We start from the raw sequence: 25,496 nt of genomic DNA on the forward strand, positions 1-25,496 counted from the left end.
TTCTTTTATTTCTCCAGACCGTCTAAATCAATCTCTACGATCACATCCGTTCCTTTGCCCGGAACAGAACTTAGAGTCAGAACTCCTTTCAGATTTTCCACACGCTCCTTTATGATAACCAGACCAATTCCCGACTTTCCGGTTTGTTGTTCAAAGCCTTTGCCATTGTCAGCTATTGTCAGCTTTATCCTGTTTCCCTCCCGAACAAGAATAATCTTAATATGAGTGGCCTGCGCATGTTTCAATGCATTGCCTGTAGCTTCCTGTACAATTCGGTAAATCTCCAATGCTACTTTCTGCGATAAATGATCGAATCCCTCCTCCGGTTCAAGCACCAAAGTCAGTTCGGTCTGTCCCGATTGATTACGCTGATAGACATAATCCTGAAGAATCTCAGACAGGGAAGCATATTTAAAGACAGGCGGCATCAAATCATGTGAAATTCCCCGCACTTCGGTTTGCAAAGCTTGTAATGTATCCAAAACCTCTTCCCGACTACTCGTCCCGTCAGCAATTTTCATTTTAATGGCCAGCAACTCGTTCGAAACATTATCATGGAGTTCTTTAGCCAGACGGTTTCGCTCTACCTCCAGGCCCTCAAGATAATACTGCACTTTACGCTGTTGTGCCTCATGCACCAAGGCTTGAAATTCGCGTTCTCTCTCTTCCAGTTTTGCCTTCTGCAATTCAACCGTCAATTCCGTTTCCTGTTGTTTCAGCTTGGCAATCTGCAACATCCCCTCATGAATACGCTGACGGGAACGATAACGTATCAGCAACAGAACAATCGTAATCAGCGCCAATACAATCAAGGTAACAGAAAGAATATTAATCCACTTGTTCTTTTCATTGATGGCCGTAAGTTGCTTCACCACCCTCTCTTTTTCGTCCAGACTATATTGTGCCCGTAACTTCTGAATAGTCTTACTACTATTTTTATCAAACAACCGGGTTTCATACTTCAATGAATTGCGGGCAGCCTCCAGAGCTTTATTATAAAGTTCCTGTTTTTCGTACACTTTGGCCAATAAGGTATAGAAATCAATCAAAGAATGATAATAATCCACCTCCTGTTCTTCATTCATTTTTTTCAGTTCATGCAATCCATCCTGCAGATGTTGCTCGGCCAATTCATAATCCGCCTGATAATAGGCAATCACCCCCGAAACATAGCTAAGTGACACGTTTGCATCGATCTTTTTAGGATTCATCAGTTTTTTACCCGTTTCAAAACATTGTTCCGCTTCCTTTATCTTACCGGCCTCACTATAGACAACTGCCTGATGCAAATAATTATCGGATATAACGTAGCCCACGTCATATGGATTCTCGGTTGATGTGTATACCTCAAAGGCTTCCTGATTGTATTTTGTCACAGAATCCAACAGATTCATCCGATGTTCATTTTGATATAAAGCATAAAAATACTTTGCTTTTATGGTCAATTTCAATATCTGCTGAAAAGGGAAATCCACCGGCAGATCTTTCATCGCTTCGGACAGATCATTCAACCCCTCATCATCTTGCCACATGGAATAAATAATAGAAAGATCATAATATATTTCCGTCAGAATTGCCGGCTTCACCGCATTACGATTAAAATAATCAGCAGCCTGATAATAATTTTCATGCGCTTTCTCCATCTGATTTTTATCAGAATAATAGATACCGGCAATATAATGCATCATACCGGCAATATTATTGTTTTCAAACTTCCCTTTGTTCATAAAAGCACTATCCAGATAGTTTTTAGCTTCAGCCATGTGCCCAAGTTGATTTTCGAACATAGCTACAATGGAATAAAGACGGGTAACGACCGCTTTATCCTCCACCTCTTTCGCTTCCGGAATCAATTGCTTCAGCACAGCGATCTGATGTTCCCGCGAAAGATGTTCGATATCCCCGGTCATGTAATAACGTTCCATCAAAGGAATTTTTTTATTTTTCATCAGATTCATAATCGAATCATACTGTGCGGCATCATCTTGTGCATCGGCCGCTACAACGTAGCAAAATAAAAATAAGAAAACAGATAGTAGTTTCTTCATAAGTAAATAATAATTAAAGTGTAATACTCTGACATTTTCTTCTGTCACTCTGCCAACCGAAGGTTAAGCCTTGTGTTAGTCACAAAAGTACAAATAATATAATTGGAGCAAATTAAAATCAAACATAATTTCAATAAACAAATATGCCGATAGAGTCTGCACATGTCCCTTTGCAGTCTCTATCGGCATATCCGTTTATTGGAATGATATCAATAACAATTATTTTAGTCTTCCGGATTCATGGTAGAAAAAGAAAGCTTATTTAAATCATTCGTTTTTTTTCCTTTCAACGTAATCAAAATAACACCATGTTCGGCCTTAGCTCCATAGATCTTTACAGATTCTTTGTCTTTCAGCACACTGATCGACTCAATCATATCCGGATTGATTGCCTCCATTTGTTCGCCGGTTATCTCTTTTCCATCTACCATAATCAGCGGTTGAGGCTGAAAATCGACCCGTCGGGTTGCAAACGGAGACAATCCATTTCTTTTCAATCCATCCGAGATAGTAACTTTACTTGAAATTGATACTGTATCCAACTGTGACACTTCAATGACCACCTTCTCCAGAGCATTCTTTTTCACCGTGTCCACTGCTACCTCGATCGTTTTTTCCGGTACTTTTTTCTCCACTATCTGCTTTAAATCATTAACTTTGACGGCAGAAATCTCTTCCATCTTACCGGAGATTTCCGGACGTGCAAATGCAGTCACAGCAATGGCGGCCAAAGGAAGTACATACAAATACTTCAATCGTGCCCAGGGATTTGATTTTTCTTTTAACATCATAGTGATACGTTTTTTAAGTTTACTGTGATTAAAGCTGTTGGCCATAGAGTAGAGCCTTGTGCCAACAGCTTTCTTTATCAGTAATAACTGATATTGCTTAGCATTGACACCCTCCCTTATCACCGTTTCATCAGCCTCGTATTCATGTATATTCTGCAGTTCCTGCTTCAACAGCCAGGAAGCCGGATTAAACCATTGAAAGAAAATACAAATGTCCGCAATCAGCAAATCGACAGAATGCCGGTTACAGATATGAGCCGTTTCATGGATTAGTATTTCTCTACCGTCTTCTTCTAAATCTTTCTTAGAAATAACAATGTATTTCATCCAGCTAAAAGGAGAAATTTTGCACTGATGAACCACTAAAGTTATTCCATTTCCCATCCTTTCTCTCTTGCCCGACCTCAATAATGCCAGCAAACGGATCAGGGAATAAAGATGACGGCACACAAAAAAAAGAATACCTGATAAATAGATTATCAAAATGATCTGAATACCCGATACAGATGTCCCTTCTGCCTGTGTCACCTCAGATGCCGGCATATCTGCCATCATCAATAACTGTTCGATAGTAAGCATCGTCTGATGCATTTCCGTCTGTTGGGTAGTAGTCAGCTGAATCAGAGGCAGCAGCAGTGACAGCAACAAAAGAGCCAACAGAGCAATTCGGTTAAACCGGTGAAACGTCTCCTTACTCAGCAGTAAACGATAAAACAGATAAAAACCCGCCAAACAAGCAGATGACTTCAGTATATAGACAAAAAAGACTCCCATATATTCATTATTTAAGATACGGTTCCAACTTCATTTTACTCATCATTTCCCTGCTCCACCTCCTCAATCAGTTTTTTGAGATCATCGAGTGAAATATCTTCTTCCTTCACCAGTGACGAAACGGCACTGAGATATGAATTATTGAAATATTTACTAATCACACTCTTCAACGTACGTTTACTGAAGTCGGACTCACTGACAACCGCATAATACTGGTAAGTATTGCCATAAGTATGGTGTGCCAGAAAACCTTTCTCTTCCAGTCCACGCACAATAGTAGACAATGTATTAAAATGTGGCTTCGGCTCATCATAGAATGCCAACATTTCTTTCACAAACAAAGGACCTTTCTCCCAGAAAAATCCCATAATTTCCTCTTCTTTTGCTGTTAATCCTTTCATAACTTTTCTTCTTTTGCATGCAAATAACGAAAAGATTTAGTTCAAAAACTAATTTTAGCAGTTAATTAAAACTAAAGGATTACCCGATAAATGCGTAACTGAACCAGCATTTAAATGGAATTGATAATCAAAAGATTATATTTACCTGAATTTCGCTCCCGATGTAAAGCCATTTACCCGGGCATGTAAAAGCGTTTACCTCAGCATGTAAAGCCATTTACCTCGGCATGTAAAAGCATTTACCCCGGCTGGTAAACGGAACCGGCATTCAAGGTTACGGATGTCCACACTTGGAGTTAGCGTCAAGACGACAACGCGTTCTTCGGATAAACCAGATTTTGGCAATGCATGAGAAAAACCACACATTTGCCCGGATGAACCGAAATTATCATGTACCTTTGTACCTCTGTTATAGAATTACTTGATTATGAACCTGAATACTCCGGTAGAAATTCCATCTGGATTCATCCCCATCCACCATGCACAGCGACTGCTGATAATGGGTTCCTGTTTTGCAGAAAACATCGGAACCTTACTTGCTGAAAATAAGTTCCAAGTAGATATCAATCCTTTCGGTATCCTATACAACCCATTGTCCATCTCAATGGCCTTGCGTGAAATCATTCGTAAAAGGCTGTATGAAGAATCCGACCTTTTCTCGTATCGTGAGTACTGGCACAGTCCAATGCATCACGGCTCTTTCTCCGCAGCCACTCCGGAAGAAGTTGTACGGAATATACGGGTCCGCCTGGAGCAAGCACACAAAGAAGTGAAACAACTTGACTGGCTCATGCTGACCTTCGGCACCGCATACGTATATGAACAAAAAAAGACGGGGAAGGTAGTAGCCAATTGTCACAAATTGCCTGAAAAGGATTTCGTACGCCGTCGTCTGGAGACCGATGAGATAACAGAAGACTATATCCAGTTACTGGACGAACTGATTTCACTGAATCCAAAGATCAAAATATTGTTCACAGTCAGCCCCATCCGTCACGTACGCGACGGAATGCACGCCAATCAACTCAGCAAAAGTGTATTGCTCCTTGCCATCGACCGGCTGATGCAACGTTACCCACAAGCCACTTTTTACTTCCCTTCTTACGAAATAATATTGGACGAGCTCCGGGATTACCGTTTCTACGCAGATGACATGGTACATCCGTCGTCATTGGCCGTCAATTACCTCTGGGAACGCTTCTCGGAAACATTTTTCCGTCCCGAAACGCAAGCACTGATTAAGGAGTGCGCAACCATACGGAAAGCCATTGCACATAAACCTTTCCATCCCGAGTCAGAAGAGTATAAAAGATTTTTAGGACAAATTGTGTTAAAAATAGAACGACTTAACGAAAAATACCCGTACTTAGATTTCGAAAAAGAAACAAACATGTGCCGACTGGCGCTTCGATAAATGTGCAAATATGCCAATGCTTTATTATTATGTCATATACAATTGAATCAATCGTTGAAAAAACAGGTGCACGGCGTCTGGGAAACAAGCCTGCTACCATCGACTGGCTACTGACAGACAGCCGTTCGTTATGCTTTCCGGAAGAGACCCTCTTTTTTGCCATTCCTACCAAAAGGAATAACGGCGCACGCTATATCCCTGATCTCTATGAACGGGGAGTCCGCAACTTTGTAGTAACAAGCGAGGATTTCAAGGGGCTCACCATGGATAGTGAACAGCTGAAAGTGACAATGGCTCAGGAATGCAATTTCCTTATTGTCCCCAATACTTTAAAGGCACTTCAGAAACTGTCCGAACAACATCGCGGCTCTTTCCAGATACCTGTAATCGGCATCACGGGCAGCAATGGAAAAACCATCGTCAAAGAATGGCTGCACCAACTGCTCAGTCCCGACCGGGTAATCGTACGTTCGCCACGCAGCTACAATTCACAGATCGGCGTACCGCTGTCCGTCTGGCAGATGAACGAAGAGTCCGAATTAGGTATCTTTGAAGCCGGTATTTCGGAAATGGGAGAGATGCGTCCATTACAGAATATGATCAAACCGACTATCGGTATCCTGACTAACATTGGCGGAGCACACCAGGAAAATTTCTTTTCATTGCAGGAGAAGTGCATGGAGAAACTGAGTTTGTTTAAAGACTGCGACGTCGTCATTTACAATGGTGACAACGAAATGATAAGCAATTGTGTCGGAAAGTCAATGCTGACCGCCCGTGAAATCGCATGGAGCATGAAGGACATCGAGCGTCCGCTCTACATCAGCAGGGTGGAGAAGAGAGAAGACCATACCGTCATCTCCTATCGCTATCTGGAGATGGACAATACATTCTGCATCCCCTTTATCGATGACGCTTCCATAGAGAACTCCCTGAATTGTCTGGCCGCATGCCTGTACCTGATGGTACCTGCCGACCAAATCACCGAACGTATGGCACGTCTTGAACCCGTAGCCATGCGCCTGGAAGTAAAAGACGGCAAGAACAACTGCATCCTGATTAATGACAGCTACAACTCAGATCTTGCTTCACTGGATATTGCCCTCGACTTCCTTTACCGCCGTTCGCAATCAAAAGGTTTGAAACGTACTCTAATTCTCTCAGACATTCTGGAGACCGGGCAAAGCACAACAACGCTCTATCGCAAAGTAGCACAACTGGTTCATAGCCGGGGCATCGAGAAGATTATCGGCGTAGGAGCTGAAATCTCCTCGTGTGCATCGAAGTTTGATATAGAGAAATATTTCTTTCCCGACACAAAGGCACTTTTAGCATCAGATGTCATAAAGAAACTCAAAAATGAAATCATCCTGATAAAGGGTTCCCGCAACTTCAGTTTCGACCTCGTATCGGAGGAACTGGAACTGAAAGTGCACGAAACCATCCTGGAAGTCAATCTGGGTGCAATGGTAGCCAATCTGAATCATTATCGTTCGATGCTCAAACCGGAAACCAAAATGGTATGCATGGTGAAAGCATCGGCATATGGAGCCGGTTCATACGAAATAGCCAAAACCCTTCAGGAACATCACGCCGACTATCTGGCAGTAGCAGTAGCCGACGAAGGTTCCGATCTCCGCAAAGCCGGTATCACAGCTTCCATCATTATCATGGACCCGGAACTGACAGCGTTCAAAACCATGTTCGACTATAAACTGGAACCGGAAGTATATAACTTCCACCTGCTCGACGCACTGATTAAAGCTGCAGAAAAAGAAGGCATCACCAACTTCCCGATCCACGTAAAACTGGATACGGGCATGCACCGGCTCGGATTCGAAGAAAAAGATATCCCGCAACTGATTCGCCGGCTGAAGAATCAGAATGCCGTGATACCCCGTTCGGTCTTCTCACATTTCGTGGGAAGCGATTCGCCCCAATTCGACGCATTCACCCGTCAGCAAATCGAACGATACGAACATATGTCGACTGAGCTGCAAGAAGCATTTCCACATAAGATACTGCGCCATATCTGCAATACGGCCGGTATCGAACGTTTTCCCGGAGCACAATTCGATATGGTGCGGCTGGGCATCGGATTGTATGGTATCAGCCCCATTGACAATTCAGTCATCAACAATGTAAGCACACTGAAAACAACCATTCTCCAGATACGTGATGTAGCGGAGGAAGATACGGTAGGATATAGCCGCAAAGGACATTTGGTTCGTCCTTCGCGCATCGCTGCAATCCCCATCGGATATGCTGACGGTCTGAACCGCCATCTGGGATGCGGGCACGGTTATTGCCTCGTCAATGGTAAAAAAGCTCCATATGTGGGTAATATCTGCATGGATGTATGTATGATAGATGTGACGGATATCGATTGCAGAGAAGGTGACCAAGCCGTGATTTTCGGTGACGAACTGCCCATTACCGTTCTTTCGGATACCCTTGACACCATTCCTTACGAGGTACTGACAGGTATCTCAACCCGGGTAAAGAGGGTATATTATCAGGATTAGTTCCAAAAGATTAAGTCGGGAAGTGAAAAGCAACGGACATCAACCTCCTGCTGCTTTTCACTTTTCGTTTTTATGAGCCCGGTTTTCGCTTTTATGATTCCGCCTTTCTTTTTTCATTCAAAATAGTCTATCTTTGCACACGAACTAATACAATACCGTTATGACAAACCTTTTTTTATTAGGATTCATGCCCAGTGGTTCCGAATGGATTATCATCCTGTTGGTTATACTTTTGCTTTTTGGTGGCAAAAAGATTCCCGAACTCATGCGCGGGCTCGGCAAAGGAGTGAAAAGCTTTAAAGAAGGGGTGAACGAGGCAAAAGAGGAAATAAACAAGGCAAAAGAAGAAATCGACGAACCGGAAAACAAAGAAAAGAAAGATAACTGATATCCTGTTTGGTTTCCGTTTCTTGCATCTACCCATAGAACGCAAGATACTGCTTCTCTTTTCACGGTATTAAAGACAGATTGAAAGTAAACTTCAACCGCCTTTCTCGTACAATGGCAGAAATTAAAGAACTGACTTTTTGGGATCACCTGGATGAACTGCGCCGGGTGTTGTTCCGAATCATAAGTATATGGTTTGTTTTGGCTGTAGCCTATTTCATCGCTATGCCCTATCTGTTCGACCACGTCATTCTGGCCCCCTGCCACAACGATTTCATTTTTTACCACCTCCTGCGGGATATCGGACAGGCATTCGACCTTACCGATGACTTCTTTACCCGAGAGTTTAAAGTCAAGCTGGTAAATATCAATCTGGCGGCACCTTTCTTTATCCATATGTCCACAGCTTTTTGGATGTCCGTAGTCACTGCCACACCTTACTTGTTTTTCGAGATATGGCGTTTCATCCGCCCGGCTCTTTACCCTAATGAACGGAAAGGGGTCCGCAAAGCACTGACCATTGGCACGGTCATGTTCTTTATCGGAGTCCTTTTGGGGTATTTTATGGTTTATCCGCTTACCCTTCGTTTTCTTTCTACCTATCAACTCAGCGCGGAAATAGAAAATCAGATCTCCCTGAATTCTTATATCGATAATTTTATGATGCTGGTGCTTTGCATGGGACTGGCTTTCGAACTGCCTTTGGTAACCTGGCTGCTGTCCTTGCTTGGATTAGTCAATAAATCATTCCTACGAAAGTACCGGAGACATGCCATTGTCCTGATTGTCATTGCTGCCGCTGTCATTACCCCAACAGGAGACCCTTTCACACTCAGCATCGTAGCCATTCCCCTCTATCTGCTTTATGAAATGAGCATATTGATGATTAAAGACAAAAAAGAAACATAATTATAAATATATCAAACTCTAATTGTAGTATAAAATATTTCTATGCCTTCTTAGGCTTATTGCTTCTGTTTATGAGCTGTTCTTCTTCTGAAACAAAGCTTAAAGATATTATTAAAATAAATATGCCGTTACAACAGGATGATAATATAGTCAAACTGTCCACAATAATAGATTCCATATATTATCTTCCCTTGGAAACTGATGATAGATATCTTATTGGAAACATCGATAAATTAATAGTCACCGATGTTTTTTTCTATGTTATCGACAAGGATATCAACCCTTCAATTTTCTGCTTCAACAAAAAGGGAGAATTCATTAGAAAAATAGGAAACCGAGGTGCTTCAATCTGAGTATTTACAACCGATTATTAATCAATATTTTGTAAACAATAAGTCAGAAATATGGTTGTGGTCCTTAATGATACATTCTAAAGGACACAGATTTAACGGTTTTATTAATTCTTAACCTTCTTAGGGCGTCAATATGATGCCAAATCTTCTCTTTTCAGTACAATTCGTTTCCGAAGTTCCACTTATATTTTTGATTCATTTAAAACTGCTCAATAACAATACAAAAAATAGAATAATATTCTTATTTATTAATTATTTACGTATTAATAATAGAAAAGAAAGTGTTTAATTATAAAAGCATATAATTTACATACAAAAACCAGTCTTTTTTAGATAAATATAATATCAATATATAGTATCGATAAGTAGTACACAAAGTATATCTTTTCTTGTGGTTGCAGGTATTCTTTTGACCATTACACTAATATATACTGGCAAAAACAAAAGCTTATGATTTTTTTGTTTTCGCCAGCATATATTTTGCTGTTAGTAGGTGTATGTATTTAGTTTACTTTGAACATATATACAAAATTGTAAATTAAACTTAATATAGAAGATTTCTATCCTACCATTGTTGTCTATTCATGTCAGTATATGTAAACTTGACATAGTTGGAGATACAAATATATGTTTTACAACAAGTTTCTTGCATATATCAATAGGGATTAAATCCCAAAAGACATCAACACAACTGAACGAGCAAAAATAACTAAATTGATAATACGTATATATAATAATCTATTGATTACAGAAACAAAAAAGAAATTATGTAGATCAAAAAAAATATTTTGGTGTTTATTTTTAATATATTATTTTATATTCCCGCTCCAGAGAAAACAATTACTTACTATAAGTAAATCAATGTTTTTCTAAAAAAATCGCATAAATTCTATTATTAATTAAATATATTATTTATTTTTGCACGGAAAATAAAAAATAATGTTAAACCTTAAAGTTTCGAACTTCATGAATTTAAAGAATCATTTTTTTATGAAGATGGGAGGGGTGTTGCTAACATCAGGCACATTGTTGTTTTCAGCACCGTTATCTTCAACGGCACGGGCTGCTGATGGCACCGAGACGGTGATGAAGCAGGCCATAATGCAAGGAAAAGAAGGCCCCCAAAAAAGAACTATTACCGGTGTCATCACTGATGCAATCGAGGGAACACCTGTGGTAGGAGCCACAATCAAAATCAAAGGTCAATCTGCAGGTACAATTTCGGGATTGGATGGTGACTTTTCATTGTCAGTCACCAGCAAGGATGTACTTCAAATCAGTTTTGTGGGATACAAAACAAAAGAAGTGCAGGTAGGGGATCTGGGTGTTCTCAACATTAAATTGGAAACTGACAGTGAGCTTCTAAACGAAATTGTGGTAGTAGGTGCCGGAACACAGAAGAAAGTCAGTGTGACAGGTGCAATTACATCAGTGAAAGGTCTGGCTTTAGCTTCTCCAACCTCTTCGCTGACCAACTCATTTGCCGGTAAACTGGCCGGTGTTATTTCAACTACCAATAGTGGTGCTCCGGGTGAGGCTGCCGCTTTCTACATCCGTGGTATCGGAACGTTTGGTGGACGGGCCACTCCGCTGATTATGCTGGATGACGTGGAAATTTCAGCATCAGACTTGAACAAAATTCCTGCAGAAACGATTGAAAGTTTCTCTATTTTGAAAGATGCCTCTGCCACAGCTATCTATGGTGCTCGTGGTGCCAATGGTGTGATGTTGGTCACCACAAAGACCGGTAAGGAAAATGAAACGACCAAAGTGAACGCCAGCATTGAAAACTCCTTCAACGTTATGGACCGTTTCCCGGAATTTGTGGATGGAGCTACCTGGATGGAAATGTACAACGAAGCACAACTTACCCGAGACCCGCATGCTTCTCAACGCTACAGCCAGGAAATTATCGACAACACTCGCAAGGGGATCAATCCGCTGATATACCCCAGTATAGACTGGACTGACTACATTTTCAAGAAGATGGCTATGAGCCAACGTGCAAACATCAACGTATCGGGTGGTGGTTCGAAAGCCACGTACTATATGAGTATTCAGGCAAACCATGATACCGGATTGTTGAATACGAAGAAATTCTATTCTTTCAACAATAACATTAACAATTGGTCCTACAATTTCCAAAATAATATTCGTTACAAGCTGACGCGCAGCACTACTATTGATTTGAGGATGAATGCGCAGATTTCGAACAACAACGGCCCTCAATATAACCCCGCTGATTTGTTCGCCAAAGCCCGCACTACCAACCCGGTAAGTTTCCCGGCTATTTTTCCGGCACAAGAGGGTGACAAGCATCCGCGCTTCGGTAATGCATACCGTACAGGTAATACCTTGATGGAAAATCCATATGCATTTATGAATACATCATTCAAAAATTACCAGTCAAACACACTGAATACTTCCTTGAAGATTACACAAAACTTTGATTTCATCACCAAGGGATTGAAGGCTACCGCATTGATTAACTTCAAGAACTGGTCGTACAACCAATATACCCGTACTATCGAGCCCTATTTCTATCGGGTAAAAACAGGTAGCTACGACCCGGCTACCAATACATACGAACTGGAACGTTTGGGGACATCTGGAACAGATTATATTGCCCAATCGGGTATTACCAAAGGCGGTGATAACACGTTCTTCTTGCAATTTACAATAGACTATGCCCGCCGCTTTAATAAACACAACGTAGGCGGCATGTTGCTTTACACACAACGTGAATATAAAAATGATGTGCTGCCCAGCCGCAATCAAGGCGTGTCCGGACGTGCAACCTATGATTATGACCAACGCTACTTGTTTGAATTTAACTTCGGTTACAATGGGACTGAACGTCTAGGCAAAGGTGACCGTTTTGAATTCTTCCCCGCTGTTTCTCTGGGCTGGTTAGTGTCCAACGAAAAATTCTTCGAACCGCTAAGCGACGTCGTTTCTTCTTTGAAACTAAGAGGTTCATACGGTTTGGTTGGTAGTGACGAGACAGGTCCTAGTGGTGCACCTCACTTCCTTTACATCGACCAGGTACAGGTAACAGGTAATGGCCGTCCGGGATTTACTACAGGTGAAAACTTGAATGTCAGTTACTATGGCCCCGTAGTACAGCAATGGGCTGTTCAAAATGGCGGTTGGGAACGAGTAAAGAAATTAGACGTCGGATTCGATATGGAACTGTTCAGAGAATTAAGCATCACATTCGACTTCTTCTATGACAAACGATACAACATTTTGCTTCATCGTGAAGCGTGGCCGCAATCACTTGGCTTCCACGGAGCCAAACCCTGGTCGAACAAGGGTAAAGTGGACAATTGGGGTTATGAAGTGAGTACCAACTGGCGCAAACAGCTGACCAAAGACCTGACTGTGGACTTCCGTGGAACATTTACCTATACACAGAACAAATACATAGACCTAGACGAACCTATCTATCCTTACGTATGGCAGACGGCAACCGGAAAGCCACTGAACCGCAGAACCGGTTATATTGCTGAAGGCTTGTTCCAAAGCCAGGAAGAAATAGACAACAGTCCGACACAAAATCTGGGTAGTAAACCGATGCCGGGTGATATCAAATACCGCGATGTCGATGGTAACGGATTGATTGACAGCAAGGACCAGGTGATGATTTCCAAAACAGCCGGTATGCCACGCATACAGTATGGCTTTGGCGTCAACATTGACTGGAAACGTTTCAACTTCGGTGTATTCTTCAACGGCTCGGCTATGCGCGATATTGACATCAACGGATTGCATCCGTTTGGACAGAATGACTATAATGCCATGAAATTCGTTGCAGAAAACCGCTGGACAGAAGCCAATCCAAATCCCAATGCGGAATATCCACGTTTGGGGTTGAATGATTCACAGATGAGCAATAATTCACAATCCAGCACTTATTGGATTAGAAATGGCAACTTCCTGCGTTTCAAGACACTTGAAATTGGATACCGTTTCGACCACGTACGCCTCTACTTTACCGGAAACAACCTGGCGGTGTTCAGTCCGTTTAAATTGTGGGATCCTGAACTGGGCTGGAACAGCTACCCGCTGCAACGTACCTTCTGTATCGGTGCGCAATTATCCTTTTAATTAAACCTTTAAGAATAAAAAAATATTATGAGTTCTTTTAGCAAATTAGCAAATATTACGCTACTGTCATTGGCTATGACTTGCAGCATGACTTCTTGTGATTATTTGGATATAGTACCACCTGAACAAGCCGACTTGCAAGATGCCAATAAGGACCGTGCAGGAACATTGGGCTTTTTATACTCTTGCTATGCAGGAGTGATGAATCCAATGACCTATACAGGATTGGAAATGGGTTCGGACGAATACGTTTTACCCCGTTTGTGGCAAAATGCAGGACAAAAAGTTCAATGGAATCAGAACGAAGCAGCCAACCTGGCTGATGGTTGGAGATGGGGGGCATACTACCAGCATATCGGTCAATGTCACCTGTTCATGAAAGAATTGCCCTATGCACTTGCCATATCAGAAGAGGAAAAAGTGACCATGAAAGCTGAAATCGACTTTTTGCTGGCCTATTACCACATGCAGGTATTGTTTCAATACGGTCCCTGTCCTATCACCGACCGGTACATAGAACAAAATACGCCGTCCAGCGAATTTCCGGGCAGAAGTCATTATGACTACGTGACAGAGTGGTGCTACAATAAATTCGAAGAAGCCTATGCCAACCTGCCTGCTACTCGTGAAGGAGACGACTGGGGCCGTGCCACCCGTCCGATAGTCAGAGCTTTGCAGGCGCGTTTGAGACTGTATGCTGCTTCCAGATTGTGGAACGGCGGATTCCCTTACAGAGACTGGAAAAATAAGAACTATGAAACTCCTGGCTATGGATTGGAACTTGTAAGTATGAACTATGATGAAGAGAAATGGCGCAAAGCCTTGTCAGCTTGTCAGAGCGCCCTGAAAGAAGCCGAGTCTGCCGGACATAGGCTTTTCACTCTGCAACAATCGGAGCAACTGAGGGAACAGCAAAAGGTAGGCTTTCCTTTCGTGCCCGACAAACCGCTAACAGGTTCAGATGCCGAAAAGAACGAGGATTTCCTGAAACGTGTGATGCTGATGCGTTATATGGTTACTACCAGAGTAAACGAAGGTAACACAGAAACAATCTGGGGATTGGCCAACCAAGGCGATTACTTGGTGGCGTCACTACCTCACCGCACCATCAAGAACAACCAGGGCACTTGGAAAGGCGGATACTCGGGAATTGCCCCTACATTGAATGCGTTGGCCCGTTTCTACAAAGAGGACGGAACACCTGTCAATGACTGGCAAGATGACAAATATTATCAGTCCGCTGGAATAGACGGTCGTCCGGGCATTATTAACTTCAATGTGAACCGCGAACCCAGATTTTATGCCTGGGTAGCTTTCGATGACGGCGATTTCGGCAACGAACTGGCAAATGGTATCCCGCTTAAATTGCAAATGAGGGATTCGGAGTTACACGGTTATAACCCAGATTTGTTCAACAGAGACAACTGCGAAACAGGATTCCTGAACCAAAAGTTCTTCCCAGCCAACTACCGTCACACCCCAGGTGGTGAGCAAAATGAATCCAAACCCAGGCCATTAATCCGTATGGCTGAATTGTATCTGAATCTGGCAGAATGCTATGCAGCATTAAAGGAAGAGGAAAATGCGTTTAAAAACTTGAATGTCATTCGTGAACGTGCAGGAGTAAAACCATTGGCACACAACGACCTGTCTACTCAATCACTGGAAGAATGGGTACGCAACGAACGTAACAACGAACTGTGGCTGGAAGGTCACCGTTTCTTTGACATCCGTCGCTGGATGATTGCTCCTCAAACCATGAGCTACGGAGTGCGTATGGGACTGAATGCCTTACAGAAAAAGGATCCTACTTTTGAAGAATTCAACAAACCGGTGCTCATCAGCCAGCCCTTTGCATGGCACAATCGTATGTATGTATCTCCGGTGTTTGAAAATGAAATCTACAAAGGTCCTCAATTTGTACAATTCCCAGGTTATTAATCTTATAATTATTTATACTAAAGACAATGAAAAATTCAGCATTTTTTTCATGCTTGATGTGCGGCATGCTGGCGTTGTCAAGTTGCGAGACATATGATGAGCTGGTTCCGTCAGAATATCATCACATTTTGAACCTCAAGCAATATGGCATGCAGCACCTCTCATTGTACACTACCGGTGAAGATGCAGTGTACAAGTTTACTGTGATGAAAGGCGGTTCGGAAGTCGGAAACGCGGCAACAGCCAAGATCGAAGTAATGGCAGAAGAAGAGTTCAATACATATGCCAAAGACAACAATGTGGCTGAGTCGTATCTTCCTGCTGACAAATATAAAATCCATGAAACGCAACTGAACTTCGCTTCAGATGAAACATACAAGTTTGGTGAAGTCACCTTAAAGACGGTCGACATCAAGAAATTAATGGACGAAACGCAGAAAAAATATGTACTTCCCATCCGTATGGTAAGTTCGGACTGTACAGTAAAAAACAATTTACTGCTTATCCAACTAGATGTTGAAACACCAACTATAGCCTTTAATTTAGCAGACGGCAACAAGTTTGCTATGGTTTCTTCTTTCACCTCGAGTGATCCCCAAACTCAGACGGCAGAATTCAATGTGACGTTCCCAATGCCGAATCAATGGGACTTTACCTTTGATGCGAACACAGATGAACAGGCTATGCAGGCATTCAACGAATATAACGCTAAGTTTGATAACAAATTCACTCTGCTTCCGGAAAAAGCATACAAATTTAATGGAAAAGGTATTTCATTCCCAAAGGAAGCTACTTCAATGAGCCTGTCGGTGACTATCGACGCAAGCAAGTTGTCGTGTGGTGAATATATTTTACCGCTTCATTTGTGCAATTTGTCGAACAAGCATTTTGAGACTGACACACAAAATGATATTGTTCTGCTAGGCGTGAAGTACGTTCCTAAGAAGCTGGATGTGAAAGTTGACCAACTTTCAACCAATTCCGTTCAAGACAATGACGGAACAGGTTTGTCGGGCTTGATAGACGGTGATTTGGAGGGGAATGGCTATTTCCATTCAAAATGGAGCGCTCCGGTTTTAGATGCAAATTACGGAAACTACATCGATATAAAGATTGGCAAAACGCTCCACAGCCTATCCTTCGACTACTGGACACGTAAGCAAAACGGAAATGGTGCTCCCCGTTCTATCAGGCTGTTTGTTAGCGACGACGGCAGTAGTTGGAGAAAATTAAAAGATATTAATAAAGGTTTACCCAGTAATGGAAACACGAAATACTCTTCAGCCATTTTCACTGATGAAGAAGGCTTCTCATACGTACGATTTGCAGTATTGGTAAGTGCAGCCGGGGACATGACCAACTCCTATGCTTACTTCAACCTGCATGAATTGACATTCTACGGCGAATAAGAAGTAGTATAACCAATAATAAGCAGAGTTGAGCAAATCCATTCAACTCTGCTATTTTTTATATAAATCTAATATATAACCCATATCATGAAGACCTTTTTTTTAATAAAATTGAATATCTCTCTTGTTCTGCTGGCTGGAATCACTACTTTTTATGCTTGCAAGAGTGATGACAGGGAGCTACAGGGAGAGCTGGTGCCGCAAGTCCAGAAACCGAATGATATTTCGGAGATAAATCTGGAGAAGGATGTAAAGCTGAAAGTTAGCGGCGGACGCGATACCGACCATCAGCAGGGGCAGGATATATCGAAATCTTATGATGGGCAGTTCGGTGGAACCTGTTATCATTCCACATGGAATCAATCTGCAAAATTCCCCGTTATTCTTGAATATCAATTCGATCAGAATAAGCTTACGCTGGACTATATCCTGTATCACAGTCGAAATGGTAACGGTAATTTCGGAGCATTCGAACTTTACATCAAGCCCCAAGGAAGTACGGATTTTGTTCATATACAAGATTATGATTTTAAGGGAGCAGGAGGCAGCCACAGGATATTGCTGAACGATTCGATTGTGCCTGCAGCTGTTCAATTCAAAGTTAAAAGCGGATTATATGATTTCGTCAGTTGCGACGAGATGGAATTTTTCCATGCTGCGGAAGACCCGCTTGACGAACAGCTGACAACTGTATTTACCGATCGTTCATGCAGTGAACTCCTCCCAGACGTTTCCGACGAAACTATCAATCGGCTTCCGGCATTCTTCAGTGTACTGGCAAAGTCTCTGCAGAGCAATACTTATCCCGAAGCGGAAAAGAGATTCAGGATACAGTCATATCAGGCATACAGCGTGCCCGAATATTGGGGAGATAAATTGAGAACTAACTATTATTCTTCTCTTTGCAACCCTACTGGTATCATAACTAATGCGGAGGAAGAGATGATTGTTTTAGCAGACGGCATACCGCAAGGTGAATCCATTTCACTAAGGTGTTGTTCGGATCTGGGCCCCGATGGTGAAGAACGATTCTTGAAAAACGGAATCAACAAGTTTTCTTTTTCACGTGCGGGAAATCTGTTTGTTATCTATCAGAAACCTGATCCCCGTGGCATGCCGGCGGTGAAAATACATTTTCCCCCACAGTATGTAAAGACAACGGAACATGCGCGTGTAGGCTTCAATGTATGGGATCTGAGTGTGGATAAGACCGATGATCAGTTCCGCGAATATATCCGGAAGGCCAAATCAGTCACTTTGGACGGATCTAAAAAATGTGTATTTGTATTGAAAGGCAGGAAGATTCTGTTTACAGCACTGAAAGACTTGTTGCAAAATCAGGACAACTTCAAACACTATGGAGTAGTAAAAGGAATCGAACGATGGGATAATCTGATAGATTGGGAGCAGGAACTGGCTGCTATCGACACCTATTCGAATACGGGAGAATTCAATTCACTGATGCATGTCACGACTTTCACCGATGGACTTTATGCTACCAATTATTACATTAACATGGCAGCCGGTGATGTAAGCACAAAAGACGGTTGGGGATTCAAAAACAACTTTGATCCTCGCGATATGGATCAAAATCAGGACAATGAATGGGGACCGGGGCATGAACTCGGACATATGCATCAGGGAGCCATTAACTGGCCCAGCACTACGGAATCAAGCAATAATCTCTTTTCTAATTATGTGGTATATAAGATAGGTAAGTGGGGGTCACGTGGTAGTTCCATCGGGACATTGGCTGCTTATCGGTATGCACCTCCGACCCCTTGGAGCAGATTCATGCATCCTCGCGATCCGAACACGCTGAAATTTACCCCTCAAGATATGACATCTGATGATGCCAACAAATACGGATTATATCAAGGGGAAGCCTCTGAAATGCATATGCGTCTCAACCAGCAATTGTGGACATATTTCGAACGTATCGGCAAGAAACCGAATACCATCCGTAAGATATTCGAACAAGGACGTACCCCTGAATTTTGGTTACCTTCCAATGATCCGGGAGTGGCACAGTTGATGTATGCGCGCAATGTAGCAAAAGCTGCTGACATGGATATGACCGAATTCTTCGATGCCTGGGGATTCTTTATTCCGGTCAGTAGTTTCAAGTTGTATGCTTACGGAAGCTTTTCATATACCGTGACACAGGATATGATTAATCAAACGCTGGATTATATGAAAAAATTCCCCACTAAATGTCCGCCTATTGAATACATTGAAGACCGAAGATACCAGGCAGGGGCCAAAGGCAATCAAAAAGGTATATCCGAAGATGGAGGAGATGTAGGGTATTTCGAAACATTCCAGAACAATGTAAAAATCACCAAACCTGTAAGTTATACTGTTTCCGGAAGAGAATACACTGTGACTGATGGCGAGCAGGCGGTTGCTTTCGAATTAATCAAGGACGGTAAAAGAGTATGGTTTGCTAATCGGTTTGTATTTACCGTACCTGACGCAGTAGACATTGGGGGGGCGGAACTGTACGCTGTTCAGGCGGACGGGCAACGTATTAAAGCAAACAAATAGGGAAATTTACTGAATATCCCCAATCTTATATGGAATGAAGAGTAGCTTTTACTTTTGAGTAGAAGTTACTCTTTGTTTTTGCCTTGACTGTCTATACAAACAATACGGCGTCCTCTATTATAGGTAAAAGATCTATATTCTAAAGCCACTTATAATGACTGAAAGCCAATTTTATCTTCCCATCGAAAAGCCTCTCCTCTGTTGCTGGTCATAATGGCCTCCCACCACGTTCTCGACTTCCCGTCTGGCTTTGATTTGCTCCCGATTATCCAGTTTGCCTTTCTGCATGGCTGTGATATACAAGAAGTCCCCGGCTGCATGGTGCGACTGCCTCTCATCTCCGAACAGGTCAAGGGCCTTTTTGATATCAGATACTTGCTCCGTATCGAAACGTGGCTTGTAATAATCCCTTGCCAAACGGATAATGCAGTTTACTGCCTTACGGAAAATGTCGCTTGTTTTGAGCAGCAGGAAACTCAGACAGCCAATAATATGATTCTGCCATGCAATCCGGTTTTTAAGCCTTGTGGTTTCCTGTGCATGTTCCGTCTCCTTGCGGCTCAGCTCGGACTGGTACTTACTTTTCAAGTTCATCAGTTCACGGTTATGGTCGCTCTGCATGGTCTGGATTTTACACTGTAACTGTTCAATGGTCTCCTCGTGCGTGGAAATCTCGCTACGTAAATCCTCGATTTCATTTTTCAGGGCTTTTGACTTTCCGGTCGCCCAGCCGACAGCGGCGTTCAGAAGTTCGCTCCCTTTTTCCCTGTTCAGCTTGGAGCGTTTCTCGCTGATAGCCTTGTCGAGGTCTTCACTCTGCCGCTCCTTTTGATAAGCCGTTTCGATAAGGATGTTGGTTCTGCTTTCAACCTCCTGCATCTTTTGGTTTGCGGTTTCCAGTTGATGCTCCCTATACTGCCTTGTAACATCAAGGCGGTTCATCTCCTCTTTCTGCTTCTCGATGATGAAATCGTTACGCTCCAAATGCTTCTTCCCCGTCTCGGCTTTGAATTGCCCACGTTTCATGGAGAGGATGTCAGATGCCAAAGTCTGCATCGCCATCATATCGTCATCATTGAGCTTTTGGCTCTTGCCCGTGTCATGGTTCATCCAGTCGAATACTATGTGCGCATGGTAATTCGGCTTGAACCATTTTTCACCCACTTGGAAACTCTCCTTGTCCTCTGCATCAGGCTGTCCGCTTAGCCAATGCCCCTCATCCTTGTGCAGGAAGATTTGAAGCGGTGTGATGCCCCAGCGTCTTTGGCATTCCTCGCCAAATTTTTTCACGTCTGCCAGTGTCGTGTCCGGTTTGATGAGCAGCACCCCCTCACGGACTGGTGAACATCCTGCCACTTTGATGATTTTGCCGTTCTTTCCTTTTCGCTCACGTTCTTTCTCCTGCATGGCACGACCTGTCTTTTCCTTTACCATCCGTTTGATGTTGTCGTAGTGCGTTTGCAGGTCGGAGCTGCCGAAGTCCGGGTTTATCCATTGCTCGTTGCCGGCGGAGAGTTCGGGTACGATGTAGATTCTGGACTCACCGATATTGCACATGTATTCGGCAGTCCTGCGGTTATGAGCCTCACTTGATTTGGTGTTGCAAGGCTTGATATGAATGCTTGATTTTGTTGCCATACTACTATTAAAATTTGATTTGTAGATAAAATTATTTTCCGCTGTCCGCTCGTAACCGTACAGGGTTCTTAGGGGGGTAACCCATAAGCGGAGATTGCAAAGAGAGGGTCACTCTTTGCTCGGGGTTCTCAGGGGAGAAACGCCCTGAGTGGGTTCTTAGGGCAAAGTCCTAAGTGGGTCGGGGCAAAGCCCGGCCCCTCGGGAGAGCCCACAACTACGAAAGCGGAGCGTGTAGTTATAGTGGGCTATATCAAGGGCAAGCCCTTGTCCGTGTACCACAGCCTCCGGCTTCCGCTCTCCTGCCGTCAGGGAGGGCTTCAGTCACCGTATCTGATTGGACTTGCACCAACCAGTACAAGGTCTAAATCGTCTATCAGCTTTTGCAGGAGCGGATTCTTTTCCATCATCCGTTGGAGGATTTTTTCAGCCTCTACCAAGTGGTCGGCTGTACACATCAGTTTGCCCTCCCGTATCTGGTAAATAATCCAATCGGCAATGTCGATATGGTCAGCCTTTTGCTTCGGAGTGGCATTTTTCTCGATGATGTCAGATACAATCGCCTTGCAAAAGTTCATACTTCCGGCACGTTGTTTCCATTCGGCATATCCGTCCGCATCAGGAAAAAGAAGTACGGTTCTCCCGGTTAACACACGGAGCTTTTCCTCTCTTAATTGGCTCTTGCCACCTGTCGCCAGCCATACATAGCCGGGGAATATGGATGAGCCGATTACGGCACTCTTTTCGGATTCCACCAAGACCACCACTTTGTCGGGATTGCCGCCCAGCAGATGTTCCCCGAAGAGGCACTGGGAGAGTTGCCACTTTTCCGGCAGTACCCGTTGCCTTTTCAGTATGCTGTGTATCCAGTCCACTGCCGATGTCTGTCCTCCCTTGATACGATGTCCGTCTTCGGGATTGTACTGTATCACCTTACCTGTGCGTACCTTGTTATTGCTGTCTATCTGCCAGAAAATGACAGCCCCGTCACGTGTAGCCTCCAAACGGTATTCCTCCAGCAACCGTTTCAGCACTTCTTTTGCCTTACTGCCGTAATAGGAAGTAAGGAGCGAGGTAATGAAGCGGAAGAAATTGCTGTGAACGCTTTTCGATTTCTCCACATAATGGGGTGGTATGTAACCTATGGCACCCGGCTGTGATACCTGTTTGGGCTTTTGTTCCACCCTTCGCCCGCCGGAAGAGAAATCATTTGTGGCACGACATTCGGGATGTTCCCGAAAGTATTGCTTGGGGGTGTAGTGATACCCGCAACTGCTTTCATGATTGCACCTGCCAACCGATGGATGCAGGGGTGTGTCCTGCTCATCCACATAATAGGCAAAGGAGTGTCTGTCACCACAACCCGGGCAGGTATGCCGTGTTGCCGCTCCTTTATATTTCTGTAACGAATAGCTGCTCATTGCTTTCCTCCTTTCTTTTTCCGTTGCTTGTTCCGCTGTCCCGTCCTGTCCCACTGTCCCGGCTCATAGGGCATGGGACGATGGGACACCTTGGGACGCTTCGGGGAATACCGCTTTCTCATGGCTTGCCCTCCCCATTTTCTTGTCCGGCAAACAGTTCCGCTTGCTTTACTTCCCTGATTGTCCCGTCCTGTCCCATTGTCCCACTTGTTGTGGGTTGGGACGGTGGGACACTTGGGACAGCCATATCCTTATTCTCCTTACTGCGTTGGATTATCCGGCTGACGGTGGACTTGCCACAATTCACCTGTGAGGCTATCTCCCTTACAGACCTGCCCGATTGGGATAGCTGCAAAATCATGCAGTCCCTTTGGCTCGATTCATTGTCACCCAATTTTTTCAGATGTTCCTTTTCCGTGGAGTAACCCCGGTACACGAACTGCAAGAAGGCATCCACCTTTTCAATTTCATAGAGGATTACATTGTCCGCATCATATGAGTATGTGCCATAGCGCACTTTCAACTGCTTCACATAACGAAGCCCACCGTCCTGCGCACTCTTGCCGATGGCAAACACGCTGTCAAAGAAGTTGTAGAGCCGTTTGCTTCCTGCAAGGTCATTGGATGTGATGGGACAGTCCAAAGAACGTTTGGGGGTATGCGCCAAGACAAGCATAGACAGGTCATACCTCTTTTTGAGATTGTTGAGTTGTATCATCAGCCGTCCGGCGGCATCGCCCTTTTCCATTGCACAGCACAGATAGGTAAGGTTATCCACGATGAAAATCTTACAGCGGGTTTGCAACGCCATCTGCTCGATGCTGCCGATAATCGCCTCTTCAAAGTCTGCTTCCAACAGCGAATTGCAGTCAAGAGATACCCGATACAACTTTTCCGGAAAGGTGTAGAGGTATCCGTGTTCATCGGTATAGCGGAGCTGGAATTGTTTGTCGGACAGCTCGAAGTCCAGATACAGTACATTGTCAGTCCGTGCGATGCGGTCGGCTATCTGTACGGCAAGGATGGACTTGCCCACATTGGAATCGGCAAAGAGGCAGGACAGTTCCCCCTCGTACCAGAAACTGTCCCACAACGCACGGGGCGTGGGCAACAGCGATGCTTCGAGTACAGTCCTGTTGGCAGTCTTGATACTCATCACACCGATACTCTCCGGCATACCGTCCTGCACTTGGGCAGCCCTTGTAAGGTCGCCATGTATCAGGCTGATATAGTTCTTGTCCTCTTCCATGACATTTACCAGTTACGGGGATTGGGTTTGCGGCGGTGGGAAGAGGATAAGGACTCGCCCAGTTCCTCATCGGATAACGGAACGGGATTCTTCCGGGAGGATTCCAGCCACTTGTCAAGCTCGTCACGGTAGAGGCAGTAGCGTTTTCCGGGCTTGGTGGCGGGAATGCTTCCTTCCGAAAGTTTCATGTAGAGCGTACCTTTTGGAATACCCAGATACTCTGCCGCTTCGTCCACGGACATGGGGACATGGGTGTCCACTGCCTTTGCATTGTTTACACAGTGCTGCTCGGTGAGCAGGCTTCTAAGGCTCATCACTTCGTCCCGAAGCTGAGCCACAACCTCGGGGAGGTCATTGAATGTAAGAATTGTTTTTTCCATTTTTGCGCTCGTCTCTTTTGTAAGACTTGGCGCAAAGGACAGCAATGATATAACCGTGAATATCTCCACGACAGGTCATTGCAAAATAATTCCCGAATAACGATGCCCAACCGCAAATGACGGATAAAATTATTCAGGAAACATTGTAAAACAGCAGATTATGAGTTGCCGGCTGTTTGTCGTTATTATCGTGATTTCTCTAAAACAGGCTTAAATCTGCTTCTCCCGTACATAATCCGCAGGATAATGGAAATCCAGATTGCCGTTTTCGGGTTCATCAATCGGAATAAGTGTCTTTAACGGTTCTACCTTGAAGTTCTTGATGGTCGCTATATCCGTATCAGCAAATTCATGTGGGAAAAGGGCTTTGATGAAACGGGCACGGTTGTCCCCATTATAATATTTCTTGTACATGAAGCGCTCGGAGATATTCCACACGAAATGGCGGAGTGGGATATTGGTAATCTCTTTCGTCAACCGTCTTGTTATCGGCTCCGGCTTGTAAGTGTGAAGGTTCATCCAACTGTTCACCTCTTTGCAGATATGGTTCACAGTCTCTTCGTCAGCGATACGGGGCATGTAGAAATGAATATACTCCATGACCATGCGGATACGCTCTTCCTTTTCTTGTTGTTCCCTGTCCTCATAGTCGGCACGGTTCTTCTCGTGAAGTTCCGGAGCGATGGAAAGTTTTATCGGCGGCTCTGTGCCAGCGGGGGCTTCTCCGTTTGCCGGCATCGGTTTTAGTGCCGCTGTCGGTTCAAGTGTACTTTGAGGCAGTTCTTCCCGTCCCTTTATGGTTTCGGCAAGTGTCTTTTTCTTGCCGAACTTTATTTTGTAGATTTCGTATGTATCGAAGATGACTGTCTGGAAGGAGAAATAGAGCAGCCAGCCTAAAAGGTTGCCGCATACAAAAACTATCAGTCTGACAAAGTTGTCCTGATTGAATTTCTCAGCGACAATCAGTGTCGCTATGGAAGATATTAGGAGGATGGCAAAGCCGACAAATCCTAAAATGATATATTTGTCTTTTACGGACGGTTCCATATTCTTTGTCTTATTCGGTTATTACTTGTTACTGTTCTCGCAAATTTAATAGTCTTCTTTCAATTATTACTCATTATCCTTTGTCAGTGGTTTCTTTTTCAATGTTTTTCACCAAAAGTCCGAAATCATACCCGATTATCATACTTTAAGGACTT

At 43.7% G+C, this 25,496-nt stretch carries 18 protein-coding genes; 9 read left to right on the plus strand and 9 right to left on the minus strand.

Annotated elements, in window-relative coordinates:
* Window positions 1–5 precede the first annotated feature (5 nt).
* The 3 genes from KO473_RS11725 to KO473_RS11735 all read right to left on the minus strand — a co-directional run bounded on the left by KO473_RS11725 (window position 6) and on the right by KO473_RS11735 (window position 4,014).
* Window positions 6–2,048 carry a sensor histidine kinase gene (locus tag KO473_RS11725; protein ID WP_005818499.1) on the minus strand — a complete coding sequence of 681 codons (2,043 nt, stop codon included), beginning with the start codon at window positions 2,046–2,048 and terminating at the stop codon, window positions 6–8.
* 224 nt (window positions 2,049–2,272) lie between these two features.
* Window positions 2,273–3,613 carry a M56 family metallopeptidase gene (locus KO473_RS11730; RefSeq protein WP_005818492.1) on the minus strand — a complete coding sequence of 447 codons (1,341 nt, stop codon included), beginning with the start codon at window positions 3,611–3,613 and terminating at the stop codon, window positions 2,273–2,275.
* A gap of 35 nt (window positions 3,614–3,648) precedes the next feature.
* Complete coding sequence (locus KO473_RS11735) at window positions 3,649–4,014, minus strand: BlaI/MecI/CopY family transcriptional regulator (RefSeq protein ID WP_005818488.1); 366 nt, start codon at window positions 4,012–4,014, stop codon at window positions 3,649–3,651.
* Window positions 4,015–4,441: 427 nt separating this feature from the next.
* On the opposite strand from KO473_RS11735, the gene KO473_RS11740 reads away from it, so the two are divergent.
* The 9 genes from KO473_RS11740 (at window position 4,442) to KO473_RS11780 (ending at window position 19,609) form a co-directional block, all read left to right on the plus strand.
* Window positions 4,442–5,428 (plus strand): GSCFA domain-containing protein, encoded by a 987-nt coding sequence (locus tag KO473_RS11740; protein ID WP_005818485.1) that lies wholly within the window; start codon window positions 4,442–4,444, stop codon window positions 5,426–5,428.
* A gap of 29 nt (window positions 5,429–5,457) precedes the next feature.
* On the plus strand, window positions 5,458–7,953 hold the full coding sequence (locus KO473_RS11745) for a bifunctional UDP-N-acetylmuramoyl-tripeptide:D-alanyl-D-alanine ligase/alanine racemase (protein WP_005818482.1): 2,496 nt from the start codon (window positions 5,458–5,460) through the stop codon (window positions 7,951–7,953).
* A gap of 160 nt (window positions 7,954–8,113) precedes the next feature.
* Window positions 8,114–8,341: a twin-arginine translocase TatA/TatE family subunit gene (locus KO473_RS11750; RefSeq protein WP_005785095.1), complete on the plus strand. Its 228-nt coding sequence runs from the start codon at window positions 8,114–8,116 to the stop codon at window positions 8,339–8,341.
* Between the two features lie 113 nt (window positions 8,342–8,454).
* A complete protein-coding gene (tatC, locus tag KO473_RS11755; RefSeq protein WP_005818481.1) occupies window positions 8,455–9,249 on the plus strand; it encodes a twin-arginine translocase subunit TatC in 795 nt (264 codons plus the stop codon).
* A gap of 122 nt (window positions 9,250–9,371) precedes the next feature.
* Window positions 9,372–9,602, plus strand: a complete 231-nt coding sequence (locus KO473_RS11760) for a 6-bladed beta-propeller (protein WP_250716468.1) — start codon at window positions 9,372–9,374, stop codon at window positions 9,600–9,602.
* A 996-nt stretch (window positions 9,603–10,598) separates the two neighbouring features.
* Window positions 10,599–13,712 carry a TonB-dependent receptor gene (locus KO473_RS11765; RefSeq protein ID WP_118214559.1) on the plus strand — a complete coding sequence of 1,038 codons (3,114 nt, stop codon included), beginning with the start codon at window positions 10,599–10,601 and terminating at the stop codon, window positions 13,710–13,712.
* Between the two features lie 27 nt (window positions 13,713–13,739).
* On the plus strand, window positions 13,740–15,653 hold the full coding sequence (locus KO473_RS11770; RefSeq protein WP_118214551.1) for a RagB/SusD family nutrient uptake outer membrane protein: 1,914 nt from the start codon (window positions 13,740–13,742) through the stop codon (window positions 15,651–15,653).
* Between the two features lie 26 nt (window positions 15,654–15,679).
* Window positions 15,680–17,062: a BT_3987 domain-containing protein gene (locus KO473_RS11775; RefSeq protein ID WP_118214552.1), complete on the plus strand. Its 1,383-nt coding sequence runs from the start codon at window positions 15,680–15,682 to the stop codon at window positions 17,060–17,062.
* Between the two features lie 87 nt (window positions 17,063–17,149).
* A complete protein-coding gene (locus KO473_RS11780) occupies window positions 17,150–19,609 on the plus strand; it encodes a M60 family metallopeptidase (protein ID WP_234080721.1) in 2,460 nt (819 codons plus the stop codon).
* 171 nt (window positions 19,610–19,780) lie between these two features.
* Here KO473_RS11780 and KO473_RS11785 read toward each other — a convergent pair whose 3' ends face one another.
* The 6 genes from KO473_RS11785 to KO473_RS11805 form a co-directional block, all read right to left on the minus strand.
* Window positions 19,781–21,247: a mobilization protein gene (locus KO473_RS11785; RefSeq protein WP_118214553.1), complete on the minus strand. Its 1,467-nt coding sequence runs from the start codon at window positions 21,245–21,247 to the stop codon at window positions 19,781–19,783.
* 317 nt (window positions 21,248–21,564) lie between these two features.
* Window positions 21,565–22,665, minus strand: a complete 1,101-nt coding sequence (locus KO473_RS11790; protein ID WP_005778147.1) for a DUF6371 domain-containing protein — start codon at window positions 22,663–22,665, stop codon at window positions 21,565–21,567.
* Window positions 22,662–22,787 carry a hypothetical protein gene (locus KO473_RS23675; protein ID WP_005778148.1) on the minus strand — a complete coding sequence of 42 codons (126 nt, stop codon included), beginning with the start codon at window positions 22,785–22,787 and terminating at the stop codon, window positions 22,662–22,664. The genes KO473_RS11790 and KO473_RS23675 overlap by 4 nt, the downstream gene beginning before the upstream one ends.
* Window positions 22,784–23,914, minus strand: a complete 1,131-nt coding sequence (locus KO473_RS11795; protein WP_118214554.1) for an AAA family ATPase — start codon at window positions 23,912–23,914, stop codon at window positions 22,784–22,786. Before KO473_RS11795 ends, KO473_RS23675 begins: the two co-directional genes overlap by 4 nt.
* Before the next feature lie 5 nt (window positions 23,915–23,919).
* Window positions 23,920–24,294 carry a helix-turn-helix domain-containing protein gene (locus KO473_RS11800; protein ID WP_118214555.1) on the minus strand — a complete coding sequence of 125 codons (375 nt, stop codon included), beginning with the start codon at window positions 24,292–24,294 and terminating at the stop codon, window positions 23,920–23,922.
* Between the two features lie 210 nt (window positions 24,295–24,504).
* On the minus strand, window positions 24,505–25,341 hold the full coding sequence (locus tag KO473_RS11805) for a transposase (RefSeq protein WP_118214556.1): 837 nt from the start codon (window positions 25,339–25,341) through the stop codon (window positions 24,505–24,507).
* Between the last annotated feature and the right edge of the window lie 155 nt (window positions 25,342–25,496).

The sequence above is a fragment of the Bacteroides sp. HF-4919 genome, assembly GCF_018860125.1.